Origin of the sequence: Butyrivibrio hungatei, from assembly GCF_001858005.1 — a bacterium.
Taxonomy (GTDB): Bacteria; Bacillota; Clostridia; order Lachnospirales; family Lachnospiraceae; genus Butyrivibrio; species Butyrivibrio hungatei.
The window spans coordinates 644,614-665,888 of record NZ_CP017831.1; the positions used below are offsets into that span (position 1 = coordinate 644,614).

At 41.3% G+C, this 21,275-nt stretch carries 17 protein-coding genes; 14 read left to right on the forward strand and 3 right to left on the reverse strand.

All coding sequences use genetic code 11. The features are described from left to right. Positions 1-148: 148 nt before the first annotated feature. The 5 genes from bhn_RS03415 (at position 149) to prfB (ending at position 7,161) form a co-directional block, all read left to right on the forward strand. Positions 149-655, forward strand: a complete 507-nt coding sequence (locus bhn_RS03415) for an acyl-CoA thioesterase (protein WP_071175371.1) — start codon at positions 149-151, stop codon at positions 653-655. Positions 656-799: 144 nt separating this feature from the next. After that, entirely contained in the window at positions 800-1,720 is a 921-nt protein-coding gene (ptb, locus tag bhn_RS03420; RefSeq protein ID WP_071175372.1) for a phosphate butyryltransferase, read from the forward strand. 2 nt (positions 1,721-1,722) lie between these two features. Beyond that, the gene (buk, locus tag bhn_RS03425) at positions 1,723-2,787 is read left to right on the forward strand and encodes a butyrate kinase (protein ID WP_071175373.1); all 1,065 of its coding nucleotides are present in this window, start codon (positions 1,723-1,725) and stop codon (positions 2,785-2,787) included. A gap of 586 nt (positions 2,788-3,373) precedes the next feature. Next, positions 3,374-5,941 (forward strand): preprotein translocase subunit SecA, encoded by a 2,568-nt coding sequence (gene secA, locus bhn_RS03430; RefSeq protein ID WP_071175374.1) that lies wholly within the window; start codon positions 3,374-3,376, stop codon positions 5,939-5,941. A gap of 77 nt (positions 5,942-6,018) precedes the next feature. Beyond that, the gene (gene prfB / locus bhn_RS03435) at positions 6,019-7,161 is read left to right on the forward strand and encodes a peptide chain release factor 2 (protein WP_071175375.1); all 1,143 of its coding nucleotides are present in this window, start codon (positions 6,019-6,021) and stop codon (positions 7,159-7,161) included. A 90-nt stretch (positions 7,162-7,251) separates the two neighbouring features. Here the strand turns inward: prfB and bhn_RS03440 are convergent, their stop codons facing one another. Next, positions 7,252-8,310 carry a LacI family DNA-binding transcriptional regulator gene (locus tag bhn_RS03440; protein WP_071175376.1) on the reverse strand — a complete coding sequence of 353 codons (1,059 nt, stop codon included), beginning with the start codon at positions 8,308-8,310 and terminating at the stop codon, positions 7,252-7,254. 226 nt (positions 8,311-8,536) lie between these two features. Here bhn_RS03440 and bhn_RS03445 point away from each other — a divergent pair, with 226 nt between their 5' ends. The 5 genes from bhn_RS03445 (at position 8,537) to bhn_RS03465 (ending at position 14,630) form a co-directional block, all read left to right on the forward strand. Beyond that, positions 8,537-9,457, forward strand: coding sequence for an ABC transporter permease (locus bhn_RS03445; RefSeq protein ID WP_071175377.1), 921 nt, complete (start codon positions 8,537-8,539; stop codon positions 9,455-9,457). Positions 9,458-9,468: 11 nt separating this feature from the next. Beyond that, on the forward strand, positions 9,469-10,383 hold the full coding sequence (locus tag bhn_RS03450) for a carbohydrate ABC transporter permease (RefSeq protein ID WP_071175378.1): 915 nt from the start codon (positions 9,469-9,471) through the stop codon (positions 10,381-10,383). 67 nt (positions 10,384-10,450) lie between these two features. Beyond that, positions 10,451-12,103 carry an ABC transporter substrate-binding protein gene (locus bhn_RS03455; RefSeq protein ID WP_071175379.1) on the forward strand — a complete coding sequence of 551 codons (1,653 nt, stop codon included), beginning with the start codon at positions 10,451-10,453 and terminating at the stop codon, positions 12,101-12,103. Between the two features lie 73 nt (positions 12,104-12,176). Continuing rightward, on the forward strand, positions 12,177-13,658 hold the full coding sequence (locus tag bhn_RS03460; protein ID WP_071175380.1) for a glycoside hydrolase family 32 protein: 1,482 nt from the start codon (positions 12,177-12,179) through the stop codon (positions 13,656-13,658). Between the two features lie 3 nt (positions 13,659-13,661). After that, complete coding sequence (locus bhn_RS03465; RefSeq protein ID WP_071175381.1) at positions 13,662-14,630, forward strand: carbohydrate kinase family protein; 969 nt, start codon at positions 13,662-13,664, stop codon at positions 14,628-14,630. Positions 14,631-14,643: 13 nt separating this feature from the next. On the opposite strand, the gene bhn_RS03470 is transcribed toward bhn_RS03465, so the two are convergent. Both bhn_RS03470 and bhn_RS03475 read right to left on the reverse strand, forming a co-directional pair. Continuing rightward, entirely contained in the window at positions 14,644-15,726 is a 1,083-nt protein-coding gene (locus bhn_RS03470; protein ID WP_071175382.1) for a GGDEF domain-containing protein, read from the reverse strand. Between the two features lie 92 nt (positions 15,727-15,818). Further along, positions 15,819-16,868, reverse strand: a complete 1,050-nt coding sequence (locus bhn_RS03475) for an NHL repeat-containing protein (RefSeq protein ID WP_071175383.1) — start codon at positions 16,866-16,868, stop codon at positions 15,819-15,821. Positions 16,869-16,939: 71 nt separating this feature from the next. On the opposite strand from bhn_RS03475, the gene bhn_RS03480 reads away from it, so the two are divergent. The 4 genes from bhn_RS03480 to bhn_RS03495 are packed head-to-tail and all read left to right on the forward strand — an operon-like array spanning position 16,940 to position 21,268. Further along, positions 16,940-17,962, forward strand: coding sequence for a tetratricopeptide repeat-containing glycosyltransferase family 2 protein (locus tag bhn_RS03480; protein ID WP_071175384.1), 1,023 nt, complete (start codon positions 16,940-16,942; stop codon positions 17,960-17,962). Then, entirely contained in the window at positions 17,962-18,999 is a 1,038-nt protein-coding gene (gene rfbG, locus bhn_RS03485) for a CDP-glucose 4,6-dehydratase (RefSeq protein WP_071175385.1), read from the forward strand. The genes bhn_RS03480 and rfbG overlap by 1 nt, the downstream gene beginning before the upstream one ends. A 12-nt stretch (positions 19,000-19,011) precedes the next feature. Next, positions 19,012-20,358, forward strand: a complete 1,347-nt coding sequence (rfbH, locus tag bhn_RS03490; protein ID WP_071175386.1) for a lipopolysaccharide biosynthesis protein RfbH — start codon at positions 19,012-19,014, stop codon at positions 20,356-20,358. A gap of 1 nt (position 20,359) precedes the next feature. Further along, positions 20,360-21,268 carry an NAD-dependent epimerase/dehydratase family protein gene (locus tag bhn_RS03495; RefSeq protein WP_071175387.1) on the forward strand — a complete coding sequence of 303 codons (909 nt, stop codon included), beginning with the start codon at positions 20,360-20,362 and terminating at the stop codon, positions 21,266-21,268. Positions 21,269-21,275: the final 7 nt, after the last annotated feature.

Here is a 21,275-nt window from a genome sequence, read left to right on the forward strand (position 1 = left end):
ATTCTCCACTTCTTTGTTAGCTTTTTTGCCAAGCTAAATATATACTACCACAAAACTGTTGCTGGTAACATTTTCATGGAAACAATGGCGTATTTAGAGTAAAATTATATGTAGAGAAAGTATTAAACTCACTTTGGAGGTGCAAGGTATGGGCAAGGTTTTTCACGTTGACAAACAGATTGCAAACAAAAATGTGGAGGATTCAATAACAGAGTGGACCAAGGTCGTTAAGTATGGTGATATCAACGCTGAGAACAGACTTTTTGGTGGAACACTTATGGCGTGGATAGATGAGGTTGCAGGTACAGTTGCCATGAGACATTCAGGCAATCCTATAGCAACAGCAGCGATCGATAACATGCAGTTTAAACAGGGAGCACTTCTTGGAGATGTGCTTGTTATGATCGGCAAGATCACATATGTGGGCAAGACTTCTATGGAGGTTCGCGTAGATACTTATGTTGAGGATGTTAAGACTGGTATGAGACATGTCCTTAACAGGGCTTACCTCACAGAAGTGTGCATCGATCACGATGGATCACCATGTACAGTGCCTTATGGACTTAATGTCAAAACAGAAAATGAAAAGGCTGAGTGGGAAGGGGCTATCAAGAGACGCGAGCTTCGTAAACAGCGCAGAATGGAAGGCTTCTAAAAATTCTTTTTTATAGTATGAAAAGTTGGTAAAAATATTGTAATTGTAAGTTCGGAGTGTTAAACTTTTGTCATATGGCGAGAGTTTAACACTCTTTTTTCATATTTTATTTCGATCGAACAATTAAAACGGAGGTTTTTTATCATGAGTAAGAACTTTGATGACATTTTAGCTAAGCTCAAGACTGCCAGCACCAAGAAGATGTCTGTTGCTGTAGCACAGGACACACACGTACTTGAGGCAGTTAAGGTTGCTAAGGAGAGAGGAATCGTTGATTCTATCCTTGTTGGTGACAAGGAGCTGATCGAGGAGAAGGCAAAAGAGGTTGGAATGAACCTTGATGATTACGAGATCATCGATGTTAAGGATACAATCGAGGCTGCACGTACAGCAGTTTCACTTGTATCAAGCGGCAAGGCTGATATCTACATGAAGGGTGCCCTTGAGTCAAGAGATTTCCTTAAGAGCGTACTTGATAAGGAAGTTGGTCTTCGTACAGGTCGTCCTCTTTCACACGTTTGCGTATTTGAGATTCCTGGAATCGATCGTCTTTTATTCCTTACAGACGTTGCTTTCATGCCTTACCCAACACTTGAAGACAAGAAAGTCATCATTGAGTATACAGTAGATGTTGCAAGAGCCTGCGGCGTTGAGTGCCCTAAGGTTGCTCCACTTGCAGCAGTTGAAGTTGTTAACCCTAAGATGCCTGTTACTGTTGAGGCAGCAGAGCTTACAAGACTTAATGAAGAAGGTGAGATCAAGAATTGTATCGTTGATGGACCTCTTTCTATGGACCTTGCTATCGATCCAGAAGCTGCTAAGCACAAGGCTGGCGCTCTTGACAGAAAGATCGTAGGCGATGCCGACATCCTTCTTTTCCCAGATATCCACGCTGGAAACCTTACATACAAGACTATCGTAAGACTTGCAACTGTTAAGAATGGTAACATCCTCACAGGTACAAAGGCTCCAGTTATTCTTACATCAAGATCTGATTCTGTAGAAGTAAAGGTTAATTCTATCGCACTTGCAGCTGTTGTAGCAGCAAACAATAAAGGAGAATAATCATGATAAAGAGTTTGATCATTAACCCAGGTTCAACATCAACAAAGGTTGGTATCTTTGAGGATGAGACACTTGTAAAGGAAGAGACACTTAGACATAGCACAGAAGAAATCGAGAGCTATGCATCAATCATTGATCAGAAGGATTTCCGTAAGAATATCATTCTTGATTTCCTTAAGAAAGAGAACATTGATATCAAGTCATTCAACGTTATCGTTGGTAGAGGCGGACTTCTTCGTCCTATTCCAGGCGGTACATATGAGTGTACAGATGCTCTTTTAGAGGATCTTAGAAAGGGCGTTCAGGGTCAGCATGCTTCTAACCTTGGCGGTATCCTTGCTAGAGAGATCGGTGATGAGATCGGTGTTCCTTCATACATCGTAGATCCAGTAGTAGTAGATGAGATGGAGCCAGTTGCACGTATTTCAGGTGTTCCTGAGATCGAGCGTGTTTCTATCGACCATCCTCTTAACCAGAAGGCTGTTGCCAGAAGATATGCAAAAGAAATCGGCAAGAAGTATGACGAGATCAGCGTTATCGTTGTTCACATGGGCGGCGGTACATCAACTGGTGTTCACAAGAACGGCAAGATGGTAGATGTTTACGCAGCACTTAACGGTGATGGTGCATTCTCTCCAGAGAGAGCAAATGGCATCCCAGCTAAGGCTCTTGTAGATATGTGCTTCTCAGGTAAGTACACATATGATGAGATGAAAAAGAAGATTGTTGGTTACGGCGGACTTAACGCATACCTTGGAACTAACGATATGAGAGAAGTTAACAAGATGTGTGAAGAGGGCAACGAGAAGGCTATCCTTGTTCGTGAAGCTTTCATTTACCAGATCTGCAAGAACATTGGTGCTTGCGCTACTGTTCTTAAGGGTAAGGTTGACCAGATCATCCTTACAGGTGGTATTGCATATGGTCAGGTTATTACAGATGCTATCAAAGAGCGTGTAGATTGGATCTGCCCAGTTACAGTATATCCTGGTGAGGACGAACTCCTTGCACTTGCACAGGGTGCAATCCGTGTAATGACAGGCGAAGAAGAAGCACAGAAGTATTGATTACCCGGAAGGTAGTGGTACCGGAAGGAAATTGGTTTCCCGGAAGGTAGTGATACCGGACGTGTGATAGTATAAAAAGTCATCTCTCGCTCCGATATTTTTTGCAGGGGTAGGATGACGATAGAGTTTTGGTTTTGCAGTGACTGCAAAAAATAAATCGCTCGTGCTAACTTTTTATACATATCACACTGTGTGGTGTTCATAGACCTTGTGTGAGACTAAATGGCCTTATGATGTGCTAGCTTTTGATAATAAGACTGATAAAAGCCTTAATAGGCATGAACTAATTATAGTTTGTGTTTGTTAAGGCTTTTTTTGATTGCCATTAAGCATCCCCTGTAAAAACTATCGGAGCGAGAGATGAATCTTACTGCAAAATATTACGTCCGGTACCAACAAAGTAAACTCTGAGTTACCATTCACAGTTTTGGGGGTGGCCCCAGTGAATCAGCCAGCGGCTATCCCCAAACTGTGAATGGTAACAACTCTGACAAGGTTGAATAGTTTGTGTAAATCTGCTACAATGTACAACGGACTTTTGCTAAAATATTGGGGTAGTTTACCCTTTTTTAGGAGATACAACGGTATGAGCATTATTGATAAGATTATTGGAACACATAGTGAGAGAGAGCTTAAGCGTATCAAATCAACAGTTGATGCTATCGAGGCAATGCAGCCAAAGATGCAGGCTCTTTCTGATGAAGAATTAAGAGGAAAGACTGAGGAGTTCAAGAAGAGACTTGCTGATGGCGAGACTCTTGATGATATTATGCCAGAGGCATATGCGACAGTTCGTGAGGCTGGTAAGCGTGTACTTGGAATGGAACACTTTAGGGTACAGCTCATTGGTGGTGTTATCCTCCATCAGGGTAGAATTGCCGAGATGAGAACTGGCGAAGGTAAGACACTTGTTGCTACACTTCCTTCATATCTGGATGCTCTTGAAGGTAAGGGCGTACATGTAGTTACAGTCAACGATTACCTTGCTAAGCGTGATGCTGAGTGGATGGGTAAGATTCATGAGTTCCTTGGACTTACTGTTGGTGTTGTACTCAACAGCATGAATGCAGAAGAGAGAAGAGCAGCATATAACTGCGATATCACATACGTTACTAACAACGAGCTTGGTTTCGATTACCTTCGTGATAACATGGCTATATACAAAGAGCAGTGCGTTCTTCGTGGCCTTAATTACGCTATCATCGATGAGATCGACTCAATCCTTATTGATGAAGCTCGTACACCTCTTATCATTTCTGGTCAGTCAGATAAGTCTACTAAGCTCTATGAGGCTTGCGATATCCTTGCTAAGCAGATGACTCGTGGTGAGGATATGGAAGATCTCTCCAAGATGGATGCTATCATGGGAGTCGAGAGAGAAGAGACTGGTGACTTCATCGTTAATGAGAAAGACAAGATCGTCAACCTTACTGAGCAGGGTGTTGCCAAGGTTGAGAGATTCTTTAGAATAGAGAACCTTGCTGATCCTGAGAACCTTGAGATCCAGCACAACATTATCCTTGCACTTCGTGCGAACAACCTTATGCAGCGTGATCACGACTACATCGTTAAGGATGACGAAGTTCTCATCGTAGATGAGTTCACAGGTCGTGTAATGCCAGGTAGACGTTATTCAGACGGTCTTCACCAGGCTATCGAGGCTAAGGAGCATGTTAAGGTTAAGAGAGAGTCCAAGACTCTTGCTACTATCACATTCCAGAACTTCTTTAACAAGTTTGAAAAGAAGTGTGGTATGACAGGTACAGCGCTTACAGAGGAGCGTGAGTTCCGTGATATCTATGGAATGGACGTTATCGAGATTCCTACAAACGAGCCTGTTATCCGTAAGGATCTTCAGGATGCTGTATATAAGACCAAGAAAGAAAAGCTCAATGCAATCTGTGATGCTGTAGAAGAGGCACACAAGAAGGGACAGCCTGTTCTGGTTGGTACTATTACCATCGAATCTTCTGAGGAACTTTCCAAGATGCTCAGAAAAAGAGGTATCCAGCATCAGGTACTTAATGCTAAGTTCCATGAGATGGAAGCTGAGATCGTTGCAGAGGCTGGTAAGCATGGCGCTGTAACAATCGCTACTAACATGGCTGGTCGTGGTACTGATATTAAGCTTGATGAAGAAGCTAGAGAGCTTGGCGGTCTTAAGATCATCGGTACAGAAAGACATGAGAGTAGACGTATTGATAACCAGCTCCGTGGACGTTCAGGACGTCAGGGCGATCCTGGTGAATCTAAGTTCTATCTTTCACTTGAAGATAACCTTATGAGACTCTTTGGTTCAGAGAGACTCATTGCAATGTTCAATGCACTTAACATTCCTGATGGACAGGAAATTGAGCATTCATCACTTACCAGAGCTATTGAGTCAGCTCAGAAGAAGATCGAGTCTAACAACTATGCGATCAGAAAGAACCTTCTTGAGTATGACCAGGTAAATAATGAACAGAGAGAGATCATCTACGCAGAACGTAAGAAGGTTCTTGATGGAGATTCCATGAGAGATTCTATCTACAAGATGATCACAGATATAGTAGAGTCTTCAGTTGAGACAGTTGTTGGTGAAGAAAATGATCCAGATAACTGGAATCTTAACGAGCTTAATGAAATCCTCCTTCCTACAGTTCCACTCAAGAAGATCACAAGAGGACGTATAGAGACTCTTACAAAGTCAGGACTTATGCAGCAACTTAAGGAAGAGGCTGTTAAGCTTTATGAGGCAAAGGAAGCTGAGTTCCCAGAACCAGAGACAATCCGTGAGATCGAGCGTGTTATCCTTCTGAAGGTTATCGACAGAAAATGGATGGATCACATTGATGATATGGATCAGCTCCGTCAGGGAATTGGCCTTCAGGCATATGGTCAGAGAGATCCTAAGCTTGAGTACAAGCTTGCTGGTTATGAGATGTTCGATGACATGACCAGAAATATCAAAGAAGACACAGTCAGACTTCTTTTCCATGTTCACATCGAAGAGAGAGTTGAGCGTGAGCAGGTAGCTAAGGTTACTGGAACAAACAAGGATGACTCAGTAGCTAAGGCTCCAGTTAAGAGAGTTGAAGCTAAGGTTTATCCAAATGATCCATGCCCATGCGGAAGTGGTAAGAAATACAAGAACTGCTGTGGCAGAGTTCAGTAATATATAAAGGTGTAGTTAATGGGGAATGCGCATGTTTAATGCGCATTTCTTTAGGAGAAAAATAGAAAGGTTTATTTATGGTAGTTTTAGATCAGATGAAGGTTGAGATTCAAAACCTTCAGGACACATTAAAAGAAGTAACTGCTTCACTTGACTTAAATACTAAGAAGAAGATCATCGAAGAGCTTAGTCGTGAAATGGAAGAGCCTGGTTTCTGGGATGATGCTGAAAAGGCAAACAAGAAGACAAAAGATCTTAAGAACATGCAGGATCTTGTAGAGGGTATCGAGAAGCTCAACACTCAGTATGGCGATATCATTGATCTTATCGATATGCAGAATGCAGAAGGTGTAGATGATGAGGATATGGCTGCTGAGATCAGAGCTGAGCTTGATGATTTCGAGACAACTCTTGAGAATATCCGTATCAGCAATCTTTTGAATCAGCCTTATGATAAGTATGATGTAATCCTTAGACTTAACGCTGGAGCAGGCGGAACAGAGGCTTGTGACTGGGCTTCTATGTTATATCGTATGTACACAAGATGGGCAGAGAGAAAGGGCTTTACAACAGAAGTTCTTGACCTTCTTGATGGAGATGAAGCTGGTATCAAGTCAGTTACATTCCAGATTTCTGGAACAAATGCTTATGGACTTCTTAAGTCAGAGCATGGTGTACACAGACTTGTTCGTATCAGCCCATTCAATGCTCAGGCTAAGCGTCAGACATCATTCGTGTCATGTGACGTAATGCCAGATATTGAAGAAGACGTAGATGTAGAGATCAATCCTGATGATCTTAGAATTGATACATACCGTTCAAGTGGTGCCGGTGGACAGCATATCAACAAGACATCATCAGCTGTTCGTATCACACATATTCCTACTGGTGTAGTTGTTGCTTGTCAGAATGAGCGTTCACAGTTCCAGAACAAGGACAAGGCTATGCAGATGCTGAAGGCAAAGCTCTTTATCATGAAGCAGGAAGAACAGGCAGCTAAGCTTGCTGGTATCCGTGGTGAGGTTATGGATAATGCATGGGGAAGCCAGATCCGTTCATATGTCCTTCAGCCATACACAATGGTTAACGACACACGTACAGGTTTCAAGGCATCAAATGCAGATGCAGTTCTTGATGGAGATCTTGATCAGTTCATCAATGCATATCTTAAGTGGCTTGCAACAGGCGGTAAGCCAGTTGGAGATACATCTGAAGAGTAATGTGAGTTTATGCTTAAACAAAAGCTACAGGCTAAACACTAAATTTATAGTGTTTATACTGTAGCTTTTTTTATAAGTGACAATATCTTTTTATAGTATTTGTGTTGACTCTCTGTAAATGAGATCTGTCTCTGTGTAGGTGATCCTGTAATTTAGATCAGGCTGCTCAATCCTTGAGATCACGAGGTTGGCAGCCGAGTATCCGATTACCTGGCTGTGTATGTGGCTGGTTGAAAGAGAAGGTGTCATGATCTTGGATTCTGGTGAGTCATCAAAGCCAAATATCTTAATGTCTCTTGGACATTCTATTCCAAGTCTCTTAAGTCCATATATGAGGTCAAGGGCAACAAAATCGTTAGCACAGATAAATAATTCAGGAAGCTCACTTGAATTTTTAAGAGCTTTATATAGATACTCTCTGTAGTCCTGTCCATGTGGATGAATCTCAGTCAGACAATATTTCTCTTCAAAACTTAGATTATTGATATACATGGCTTCTCTAAAAGCGATAAATCTCTCATAGAATGAGCGGCAGTGTGTAACCTGACCTACAAAGCCGATCTTGGTAATACCTTTTTTGCTCATATCGTTGACTACAGTGTAGATATTGGAGAAATTGTCCATCAGCAGCACATCTGCATTTAATGGCTTCCAATAACTTGCAACGGGAGCATCGATCATAAGGACTGGCAATCCCAGATCACATAGCATTTCGCAATAGGAATGCTCAAACATCTCAATACATACAATGGCCTTGGTATTCTCTGGTCTGTATGACAGCGGAAGACTGTGGCTTTCGAGGTTATGCTGATCAACACGGTGCATTGTAAGACTATAACCTAAAAGCGATATTTCATGCTGGAACTTATCAAGCATAGTAGAAGCAAAGTGCGAATTGTTGAGAAAATTACCTGTAAAAAGAGCTATTTCACCGGATGCAGATGGTTTGGCGCCAAACGATGGGTTTTTGATGTCGCCTAGAGAGTTGGCATAGGAAAACTGCTTGTATCCCATTTCTATAGCTTTTTCTAAAACCTTTTGTCTGGTGGCCTCTGCTAGAACTCCTGTGTTGTTGATAGCCTTGGATACAGTGTTTCTGGATACTCCAAGAGCGTCTGCTATATCTTGCAAGGTGACTTTGGCTGGCATAATATAGTCTCCATTTTCTATAGTCGTTTGATTTGGCGAATAAGCCGTATTTACGGCGCATCACACCCTTATCATTATAAAATGTAAAAAATAATGTGTCAAACGTAAATATTAATTGTGCAAATGTAAAATAATTATGTTGACATTAGAAAACATGGGTGATATATTTTACATATGCAAATGTAAATGGTGCAAATGTAAAATACAAAACGCCAGGGAGGATCAAATGAACACAAAGGTAAGAGATAATTCATTGCATAATACCTTGATATATATTAAGCAACATTGGCAGCTATATGTGTTTTTCTTAGGACCTGCATTGATACTTACGATAGTGTTCAGATACATTCCAATGGGAGGTATCCTGATCGCCTTTCAGAAATATAATCCATTCAAGGGAATTCTTGGCAGCGAATGGGTTGGCCTTAAATATTTCAAACAATTCCTATCATCACCTGATTTCATGCAATATCTTGTTAATACACTCAAGCTTAGTGTCTTTGGCTTGCTTTGGGGATTCCCAATGCCGATCATTTTGGCACTTCTACTTAACAGGGTAGCCAGCAGTAAGGTTAAACAGAAGATACAGCTTGTTCTTTATATGCCGAACTTTATTTCAGTTATAGTTCTTTGCGGTATGGTCAGAATCCTTTTATCAGTTACAGGACCATTTAATATGCTCCTTGGAACAAACATCAATTTCCTGACAATACCTGCAGCGTTCAGACCAATTTACATCATAAGTGGTATCTGGCAGGGCGCTGGTTGGGCATCAATCATGTATACTGCAGCTCTTTCCAACGCAAGTAAGGAACTTAAGGAGGCGGCACAGATTGACGGAGCTAACATCTGGCAGCAGATCAAAGCAGTTGAGTGGCCAGCTATAAAGGATATGGTTGTTATCCAGTTTATCCTTCAGGCGGGAAATATCATGAGTGTCGGATTCGAAAAAGCTTACGCACTTCAGTCTGATATGAACCTTGCTTCATCTGAGATCATTGCAACTTACGTGTATAAAAAAGGTCTTTTAAACGGAGATTACAGTTATTCAACAGCGGTAGGCCTGTTCAATACCATAGTCAATGTAATCCTTTTGATCGCAGTCAATAAGGTCGTTGAGAAGCTTAACGATGGCCAGGGACTATAAGGAGGAGAGAAATGGAAAGAACAGTTAGAGCAAAAAAGAGTGAGTTTGCAAGAGCATCTATCGGGGATAAGATGTTTCTCCTTGTGGGATATATCCTTCTTGCAGCTTTTGTTGTAGCAATCATAGGTCCTGTAGTGTATATCATCGTAGCTTCTTTTATGGATCCTATTACACTGCAGAACAAGGGAATCGTATTTGACGTCAGTAAGTGGACTTTGACAGCTTACGAGAGGGTTATGACTAACTCTCAGATATGGATAGGATTCAAGAACGCAATTATTTATTCTGTGTTATTTGCGTTCATATCGGTTTTTGTAACACTTCTGTGTGCATATCCGATGTCTAGAGATGATTTTAAGGGAAAAAAGTTTTTTAATGCAATTTTCATTATCACAATGTTTTTTGGTGGAGGTCTGATTCCTACATATCTTCTTATCAGCAATATGGGACTTCTTGATACTATGTGGGCTGTACTTCTTCCTGGATCATTCAGTGTATGGAACATGATCATTGCAAGAACATATTACAAAGGCATTCCAAGTGAATTAAGAGAAGCGGCTGATGTAGATGGAGCGAATGAACTGGTATTTTTCTTCAGGATCCTACTTCCTGTATGTACTCCTCTTATTGCTGTTTTGGTCTTGTGGCAGTTTGTTGGAATGTGGAATAGCTACTTTGATGCAATGATATATCTCAATTCTGCTGAGAAGCAGCCACTTCAGCTGGTGCTTAGGGCTATTTTGATTCAGAATGAACCGGATCCTGGAATGATAGCTGATATGCAGAGTACTGCACAGAGAGCGCAGCTTGCAGAACTTTTAAAGTATGCGACGATCATTATATCCAGTTTGCCACTGATCGTGATGTATCCGTTCTTCCAGAAGTATTTTGATTCAGGTATCATGGTTGGCTCAGTAAAGGGATGATCTTTTAAAAATGTATTTCCCCTGGTAACAGGAGCGAATAAATAATTTTTTTATAAGGAGAGGGTATATGAAAAAGAAAACAACAAAGTTATTTTCAGCAGTACTTGTTCTTGCAATGTCAGCTAGTGTTCTTGCTGGTTGTGGAAAAGGCGCTGCAAAGAGTGGGGCAGCATCAGTTTCAGCGGAAAATATCAGCTTTCCGTTAGAAAATAAGGTTACTATTACTGGTACTATCAGCTATCCATCAGGAACTGAGTCAGAACCTAATAATAGAACTATCTTTAAGAGACTTGAAGAAGAGACAAATGTACATGTTGAATGGACAGCAATTTCAAACGATCAGTGGGGTGACAAGATCCAGCTCAACATGGCTAACAAGAGTACACTTACTGATTTTGTGTTTAACGCAAGCTTTAGCAACTCTGATCTTATCAGATATGCTGATCAGGGAGTTATTCTTCCTATAGAAGAGTATATAGACAATAACATGCCTAATCTGAAGGCAGTATTTGATAAATACCCTGAATACCGCGCAATGTGTGAGGATTCAGAGGGACATATCTGGGCTCTTCCATGGATTGAGCAGCTTGGTTCAAACAAGACAGCTATCCAGACTGTAGGTAATAACTTTACATACATTAACAAGAAGTGGTTGGATTTCCTTGGACTTCAGACACCTACAACAGTAGATGAATTTGAGGAAGTGCTTAAGGCATTCAAGGATCACGCTTCAGAGCTTCAGGCAGAATTTGGTATTGAAGGTGACATCATTCCTATGTCATGCATCATGAATGATCAGGATCCAAGTCTTCTTATCAATGGTTTTGGTGAAGGCTACGGTGACAATGATCTTGGCCAGCATATTGCAGTTACTGATGACAAGAAGGTTATCTGCACAGCTACACAGGAGGGCTTCAAGTCAGGTATGCAGTGGCTCCACAAGCTCTACGAAGAGGGACTTATTGATCCTGAGTGCTTTACACAGGACTGGTCAACATATGTAGCTAAGGGAAAATCACACAGATATGGTGTTTGCTTTACATGGGATGTTGCAAACATTGATAATCTCGAAGATTTCGTTCCTCTTGCAGCACTTAAGGCAGATGTAAGAAATGTAACTCCAATGAACAGTTCATTTACATCAGGTTTTGATCGCGGCAGATGTGTCATCACTTCAAAGTGCGAGAATCCTGCATTTGTATGCGCTTGGCTTGATAAGATGTATGATCCATTCCAGTCTCCACAGAATAACTGGGGAACATATGGCGAGGATGATGAGTTTGATATCTTTGAACTTTCAACAAATGCGAACGGCGATAAGATGCTCAAGCACGCACCTCTTGGAGATGCTTCTCCTGTAGAAGTACGTGAGGCTGAGTGCGTCGGTGGTCCTCTTGCTATTCTTGATGAGTACTATGGAGTATATGTAACATGTCCTGATGATGCGCAGTATCGTCTTGACTGGATCAAAGAGTATTACACAGATGATATGAATTGCAAGTACGTATATCCTAACGTATTTATGACAGCTGAAGACACAGAAGAACTTACAACTATCCAGACAGATCTTATCAGCTACATCAATTCAAGCAGAAGTAACTTCGTGATGAACGGCCTTACAGATGCTGAGTGGGATGAATATATCAAGCAGGTTAATGCTTATGGTCTTGATAAGTATCTTTCTATCTACCAGAAGTATCTTGATGAGTTCTACAAGTAATCTAAAAAGTAATACAGGGGGGAGATTATCTCCTCCCTTTTTTTAAGAATTTCAAAGTTAAGCGAGGAAAGAAATGAGCGATAAGTTAAACAAGGCACGTGAATATGAAGAGAAAAAGGAAAAGATGATAGCTCCTGAAATGAGACCTCTTTTTCATCTGACTCCAAGAATTGGTTGGATGAATGATCCTAACGGCTTTAGTATCTACAAGGGCGAATATCATCTCTTTTATCAGTATTATCCATACGAGACTGTGTGGGGACCAATGCACTGGGGACATGCAGTCAGTAAGGATCTGATCACCTGGAAATATTTACCGGCTGCGATCGCGCCTGACAGTGAATATGATCAGAATGGATGCTTTTCAGGAAGTGCTATAGAGCTGGAAGATGGAAAACAGCTCCTTGTCTACACTGGCGTTCAGAAAACAGAAGATGAAAACGGCAATATCAGAGATGTGCAGACCCAGTGCGTTGCCATTGGAGATGGCAGGGATTATGAGAAGTACGAAAATAATCCGGTTATCGACAGTACAATGCTTCCTGAAGGGGCTGGTAAATACGACTTCAGAGATCCAAAGATATGGCGCGAAAATGGTAAATACTATATCGTTGTTGGCAATAAGACAGAGGATGAGGATGGACAGATTCTTCAGTATGTGAGCGTAGACGGAATTCATTGGTCCTACGATAAGACCCTGATCAAGAATAATCACAGATTTGGTGTTATGTGGGAGTGTCCTGATTACTTTGAGCACGATGGTAAACATATCCTTTTGACAAGCCCTCAGGATATGCTTCCTGAAGAACTTGAATTCCACAACGGCAATGGAACCCTGTGCATTATTGGAAGCATTGACGAAAATGGTGATTTCTGCGAAGAAAATTGCCAGGCGGTTGATTATGGTATCGATTTCTATGCACCACAGACTATTAAGACCGCTGATGGACGCAGAATTATGATCGGATGGATGCAGAACTGGGATACATGCGGAATTAAGCGAAACGACTTCCCTTGGTTTGGGCAGATGAGCATTCCAAGAGAAATCTCTATTCGTGATAACAAGCTTATTCAGTGGCCTGCAAGAGAAATAGAAAACTATTACGGAAAAAGGATCAGCAGACAGAATGTTCTTATTTCTGACAGTGTTTCATTATCAAGCATCGAGGGCAGATGTGTCGACATGACTGTCAAAGTAAGATCCACACAGCCAGAGCTTTCATACAAAAAGTTTGAGATCCGATTTGCAGATAATGGTAAGGCATATTCAACTATTGAGTATGATCCTGTTGACAATATCGTTAAGATTGACAGAAAGCATTCCGGCAGCAGAAGAGCTATCGTCCACCAGAGGAGATGTAAGGTGGCAGGAAATAAGGGTGAAATTTCTCTTAGACTTGTTCTTGACAGATATAGCTGTGAGCTGTTCATAAATAATGGCGAGCAGGCAATGTCTATGGTCATCCTGACAGATGTAAGAGCTGAGGGCATAAGCTTCAAAGCGGCTGGAGAGCTTCTTATGGATGTTACTATGTATGAACTTGAGAGGAAATGATCTATGAAAAAAGATGTAGTTGCGCTTGGGGAATTACTTATAGATTTTACAGGTAGTGGAGATAGTGCTCAGGGAAATCCTTTGTTTGAGGCTAACCCTGGCGGGGCTCCCTGCAATGTATTGTCAATGCTTCAGAATCTTGGAAATAATACAGCATTTATAGGAAAAGTAGGAAATGACTTTTTTGGAAGGATGCTAAAGGAAAGGATTGAAAAGCAGGGAATAGATTCAACAGGGCTTGTCTTTGATGAAAACGTCAATACTACACTTGCTTTTGTAAACAAGCTATCAAACGGTGACAGGGATTTTTCTTTTTACAGAAAACCTGGTGCTGATATGATGCTGACAGTAGCAGATGTTGAGAAGGCAGCAGATCTTATAAAAAGCGCAGATATCTTTCATTTAGGAACATTGTCAATGACAGATGAACCTGCAAAGGCTGCAACTATCAGGGCGGTTGAAATAGCAAAAGAAAATGGAGTAACTATCTCTTTTGACCCGAATTATAGAGAACCTTTGTGGAAAAGTGAGAGTGATGCTCTGGAAGCTATGAAATTTGGCTTTGAGAACTGTGATATCTTAAAGATTTCAGACAATGAGATTCAGTTATTTACAGGAATCAAGGATATTGAAGAGGGTGCCAAAAAGATCAAGAAGGATTATGACATTCCGATAGTATTTGCAACTCTTGGACCTGATGGAAGTATTGCTCTTTATAAGGATATAGCCGTAAAAAAAGATGGCTACAGAAATCCGGCAACTATAGAGACTACAGGGGCAGGCGACACATTCTGTGCCTGCGCCATAGACTACATTCGCAGAAACGGCCTTGATAACCTCACTGAGGAAGGACTTACCAAGTGTCTTTCTTTTGCAAATGCTGCAGCATCTATAATTACTACCAAAAAAGGTGCGCTTTCTGTGATGCCAACTAAAGAAGAAGTAATGTCTTTCTTAGAAAACAATCATTGATATATTAAATTTCTTAAACCACAACCACCCTGTTTCGTCCTGTGTTCTTAGCTTTGTAGAGGGCGTTGTCTACATTGACGATTGTCTTTTCAAAGTCGCCAGTGTACTTGGAAACGCCCACAGACACAGTGATAGGAACTGGTGAGTCTGTGGCTTTTTCTATGTCTTGACGGAACTGCTCCATGCGTGCGCAGGCGTTGTTCACGTCGCAGTCTTTGAAGATAATGATGAATTCCTCACCGCCAAATCTGATAACATAGTCCGTGTCGTGAGTCTGAGCTGTAAGTTTCTGTCCAATGTATAAAAGAGTCTGATCGCCAGTGTAGTGACCATGCTCATCGTTAACCTGTTTAAAGAAGTCGATATCAAGCATTGCAATCGCAACTTCCTTGGAATCACCGATAAGTGCGTTCTTGGTTACGATCTTTTCAAGCAAATGTCTATTGTAAACCTGAGTTAGTGGATCTGTTACCATTGACAGCTCAAGCTTTTGCTGCATGCGATAGTGATCCAGGTAGAAAAGAGTAAGGATCAGGTGTGAAGCAATAACCGCAAGAGCACATGGAATCTCAAGAGAAACGATGATCTCAATGTTTTCATAATGATTGAAACCATGGGATATAAGTATCTCTCCAAGGAAGAACAAACTTGAAAAGATGATCTGACTAGGCCGCGCCACGAATCCCACAGTCAAAAATACCAGATTCATTATTATGAATCCTTCACTTGCGTGAAGCCTTATCTTGAGGAAGTAAATTGCCCATATTGTGGCTATGACAATATAATGTCCCAGAAAATAGTCCATAAAAATAGTAACACCAGTGCTGTCCACAAATTCAGTCACTAAAATAAAGATAAGCACAGCGACAAGAACTGATAATCTTGGAATTAAAGTTGGACCATAAGATCCATTTAATTGATAATCTGAATAAAGATACGCAATTGAAAAAATACTGCCAAATAATAAACTGATGCCAACGTAATCCTGATAATAAGTACACTTGGATTTGTAAAAGTCTGCCAAGTCTGCTTTATCCATAGTGCGATAATCTTTGTACAGATTAATCAGTGTTTTAGCGTTTTCTACAATCTTCATATAATACTTCTCCTAATATAATATTGTACTAAAAAAACAAAAATATATAAAGGGAAAAGTCATTTAATAATTATAAAAAAAGAGGCCATCCATTAGTACAATGGAGTGACCTCTGTAATGTCGTTATTTTTGATCTTGAAGGACCATATTCCGTGGTCTGCAAGACGATGTTCAGTAAGAAAATAAGTATCATCTACTTCTGAGATGTAATATGGGGTTCCACCTCCAACAAAGTACTGAGAATAGATATCTTCATATTCACCTTGCATTAAGTCGTGTAAGGATTTTGTTCTTACTAATGTTGCGCTGTCCTGAGAACCGCTAGCATCAGTAGATACTGTTATATAGTAGTAATCCTGAATTTTGGTGATCTGCGCCATTCCTGCAAGCGCTGAAGGGACGTCTATTTTTTCTTTTACCGAAAGATCAGACAGATCACATCTGTAGATCTTGGAAGTTGCCTCTGAATCTGAATCAGAGATTCCCGAAACAAAGTAGATATCGCCATCTATTATAGAAAAGGACCTTACATATATGCCGTCAAGGTCATCAACTTTTCTGATATCTGTCAGATACACTCTTGTGGAGGATGAATCTCTTCTAAAACAGTACAGCTCGCCAGTTATGGAGCTCCAAACATAAAAGGTGTCAGTTGCTTTGTCATAAACTGTGTAATGAGGGCGATTTCCGATATCGTAAAAAACCTGAGTCTGCAAGAATACGCCATCGACTTTTTCGAAGATTCGGACTTTGTTATTTTCAGTGTCATCTATCATATAGACCGTGCCATCGCTGGCAATGGTGTGCGGCTGTGTGACTTCTGTAGTCATGATGCGCCAATCAGTCAGAGGAACCCCGAGAGTGTCGGAGTAGATGACTCTGTTGTGGTAGCAATCTACAATGAACCAGGTGCCATCTATCTGTGTGATGCAGGTAGGGACACTTAACTTGGTATCGTAGTTATTTATGGGCTCTAGTTCTGAAGCTGCGGTCTGTGGATCTTTGCCGGCCTCGGTCAGTTCAGATTCAGCGATGTAGCCTTCTGGCTCGTAGGGAGTGACCGCTACGGTTTCAGCAGGTCTTTTACCACAACCTGTCAAAAGAGCTATTGTCAAAATAGTAAACACTAGTGTCTTTTTCATAATTCCTAATTTTACATTATGTTTGCTACATGGTAAAGGTTGTTGTACCATAAAACTATGGAGGGTTAATTATGGTTACGATTAGTGTTTGTATGATAGTAAAAGATGAAGAGGCAAACCTTTCAAGATGTTTAAACAGCCTTAAGGGGATTGCTGATGAATTTATCATTGTTGATACAGGATCTACCGACAAAACTAAGGAAATAGCTGAGTCTTTTGGTGCCAAGGTCTATGACTTTGAGTGGACAGGGGATTTTAGTGAAGCCAGGAACTTTGCTTTTTCTAAGGCAAGTTGTGACTATATTTATTCCGCAGATGCTGATGAGGAGCTTGACGAGGAGAACAGAGGACGTTTTTTGAAGTTAAAAGAGGACCTTTTGAAGCTCGATATAGATATTGTGCAAATGTACTATTGTAACCAGCTTGCATTCAGAACTGTCTACAACTACGACAGGGAGCTTAGACCAAAGCTCTTTAAACGTCTCAGGAGGTTCGTGTGGGAAGACCCGATCCATGAGCAGGTGGCAATTGACCCTGTTATCTGCAACAGCGAGATCGAGATCATTCACAGACCAGCAGAGAATCATGCTGGAAGAGATCTTGAGTCCTTTAGAAAGGCTATCTCTGAGGGCAGATATTTGTCAAAACGTCTTCATAACATGTACGCCAGGGAACTTATGATGGCTGGAACAAAAGAGGATTTTATCAAGGCCAGATCATTTTTTGAAGATTCACTTAAGGACAACAACAGGAGTATCGATGAGATAAAAGAGGCCTGCTGCGTCCTTGCACACATCGCGGTTATTGCAGATGATACCAAAACTCTTTTGAAGTGTTCCTTAAAAGATGCAAATACCGAAATGTCGAGTGAAATGTGCTATGAACTTGGTGAATATTACTATGGTCAAAAGGACTATGATGAGGCTATAATATGGTTCTTCAATGCTGCATATGAATGTGAGAGTATCTTGGATCTCAGGAAGTCAAAAGAGCTTCCAAGACTGGCTCTGGCTAAGTGCTATAGGGCTCTTGGCAATGACGAGCAGGCAGCAGATTATGAAAGGGAGGCCGCAGAGGTCGAAAAGGAAGAGTAATGTTAGATTTTTACAAGGGTAAAAGAGTTCTTATCACCGGACATACTGGATTTAAGGGGAGCTGGCTTTCCAAGATCCTTTTGATGGCTGGTGCTGAAGTTTATGGATATGCTTTGGAACCTGAGGGAGACAATCTTTTTGATATCCTTAAGATTTCAGAAAATATGCACTCCTGCATTGGAGACATCAGAGATTTTGATAAATTACAGAAGTTTTTTGACGAGGCAAGGCCTGAGATAGTATTTCATCTGGCTGCGCAGCCTATCGTCAGAACATCTTATGAGGAGCCAAGATATACCTACGAGACCAATGTGATGGGAACAGTTAATATCTGCGAGTGCGTCAGAAAGGGCGGTGTTAAGTCTTTTCTCAATGTAACTACAGACAAGGTTTACCAGAACAATGAGTGGGAGTGGGGATACAGAGAGGATGAGAAGCTTGATGGCTATGATCCATATTCTAATAGTAAGTCCTGCTCTGAGCTTGTGACTCATTCTTATGTGAATTCATTCTTTAATGAACTTAATATAGCAACTTCAACAGCAAGAGCTGGTAACGTTATTGGAGGCGGCGACTTTGCAAGGGACAGGATCATTCCTGACTGTGTAAGAGCTGCTATGGCAGGAGAACCTATCGTTCTTAGAAATCCTGATTCAACAAGACCATTCCAGCATGTGCTTGAAGCTCTTTCAGCATATCTTTTACTGGCTCAGAAGCAGTACGAGGATCATAAGTATGCTGGCTATTATAATGTAGGTCCTAATGAGAGCGATGCTGTCACAGCAGGCAAGCTTACAGATATCTTTAAGCGAGAGTGGAAGGGCGATTTTAAGGTTGAGGTTAAGCCTGATGGGGGACCTCATGAGGCTAATTACCTGAAACTTGACTGTTCAAAAATAAAGAGTAAACTAGGCTGGTCACCAAAGTGGGATATCGATATGGCTGTCAGCAAGACTGTTGAATGGACCTCTGAATATATGGCTGGCAACGCAATTTCCTGCACTGAGAAGCAGATAAAAGAGTATTTTGAAAAATAAAGGAGATTTATTGTGGCAATTAGTAACAACGAGCAGGCTGCAAGAGAGCAGATAAAAGAGCTTGTAGCAGAGTATTATGAGAAGTTTTTAAAGGTAGACAGAGAGTCTTTTAACAAGGGCGACAGAATCCCTTATTCAGGAAGAGTATTTGATGATAAAGAAGTGGTGAATCTTGTGGATTCTTCACTTGATTTCTGGCTTACAGCTGGAAGATATACTGATGAGTTTGAGGAGAGATTTGCTAAGCTTCTTGGAGTTAAGCACGCTAGCCTTGTTAACAGTGGTTCATCAGCTAACCTTATTGCATTTATGGCACTTACAGGCAAGGAACTTGGAGATAGACAGGTGAAAAGAGGCGACGAAGTCATTACAGTTGCCTGCGGTTTCCCTACAACAGTTGCTCCTATCATGCAGTACGGCGCAGTTCCTGTATTTGTTGACGTTACAATTCCTCAGTACAACATCGATGTAACTAAGCTTGAGGAAGCACTTTCAGACAAGACCAAGGCTGTTATGATCGCTCATACACTTGGTAATCCATTTGATCTTAAGGAAGTAAGAGCATTCTGCGACAAGCACAACCTTTGGCTTGTAGAAGATAACTGTGATGCTCTTGGTTCAGAATATACAATTGATGGCGAGACCAGACTTACAGGTGCCTGGGGCGATATCGCTACATCAAGCTTCTATCCACCACACCACATCACAATGGGTGAGGGCGGATGCGTTTATACCAACAATGGTCTTCTTCACAGACTTGTCAGAAGCTTCAGAGACTGGGGCAGAGACTGCGTATGTCCTCCAGGTAAGGATAACTTCTGCGGACATAGATTTGATGGCCAGTTTGGTAAGCTTCCAGTTGGCTATGATCACAAATATGTATATAGCCATCTTGGATATAATCTTAAGGCAACTGATATGCAGGCAGCAGTTGGCTGTGCACAGCTTGATAAACTCATTCCATTTGCTGATGCTAGACGTAAGAACTGGGATAGATTTAAGGCTAATCTTCAGGAACTTTCAGATGTTCTGGAGCTTCCTGAGAGAGCAGAGAACTCTAATCCTTCATGGTTTGGATTTATCATGTGTGTAAAAGAGGGTGCTACATTTACCCGTAACGATATTACTAAGGCTCTTGAAGAGAATAACATTCAGACCAGACTTCTTTTTTCTGGTAACCTTATCAAGCATCCATGCTTTGATGAGTATGTAGAGGGTAAGGACTACAGAGTAGTTGGTTCACTTGATGTTACAGATAGAGTTATGAACAATGCTTTCTGGATCGGCGTATATCCAGGACTTACAGATGAGAAGATCGACTTCGTATCTGATGTGATCAAAAAGGCATGTGGTAGATAATATGAAAACAGCTGTAGTTACCGGAGCCTTTGGCTTTGCGGGCGCTAATCTCACAGAAGCTTTGCTGGATAGCGACTACAAGGTTTATGCCATTGGCAGAAAGGGCTCCTTGCACAACTCCAGATTTAAAGAGTCGGACAAGCTTAGCATTCTATTGCTGGGTATGGATGAGTATGACCAGATAGCGGGGCTCATGGATCCTTCTGATGTCACTGGCAAGGATGTGATAATCTTCCATCTTGCCTGGGGCGGCGGAAGAGATGACTTTGATGCGCAGTACAGCAATATTGAGGGCTCTTTAAAGGCTATGGATTCAGCCATCAGCTTGAAAGAGAAGGCCCAGAGCGTTAGATTTGTAGGAATTGGATCTCAGGCAGAATATGGCGTTAAGTCGGATAAAGCCGAGATCACAGAGAATATGTCCTTGGAACCTTTCTCTGCTTATGGTGCATCCAAGGCAGCAGCATATTATTTACTTAAGAAAAAAGCTGAAATCTCCGAAATACAATTTATATGGGGCAGGATATTTAGCCTTATCGGTAAGTATGAACCTGAAGGCAGGATGCTTCCTGATCTTGTAAAAAAATTGAAAGACGGACAGGAAGTAAACTTAAGCTCATGCGAGCAATATTGGGACTATCTTGATGCAGTAGACGCTGCAGGAGCTATCATGGCTCTTGGTGAGCGAGGCGCGTCCGGAGAAGCTTACAATATTGCTAATGGCAAGTATGATCTTCTAAAGAACTTCGTTTTGGAAGTGGCAGATCATCTTGGGGCTGACAGAGCTCTTTTACACTTTGGTAAAAGAGCTGATCCATTTGTATCACTTAGACCTTCAGTTCAAAAGATCAAGAGGGATACAGGGTGGGAAGCAAGTACACCACTTATTGATAGCATAAAACAATATTAAGGTGAGA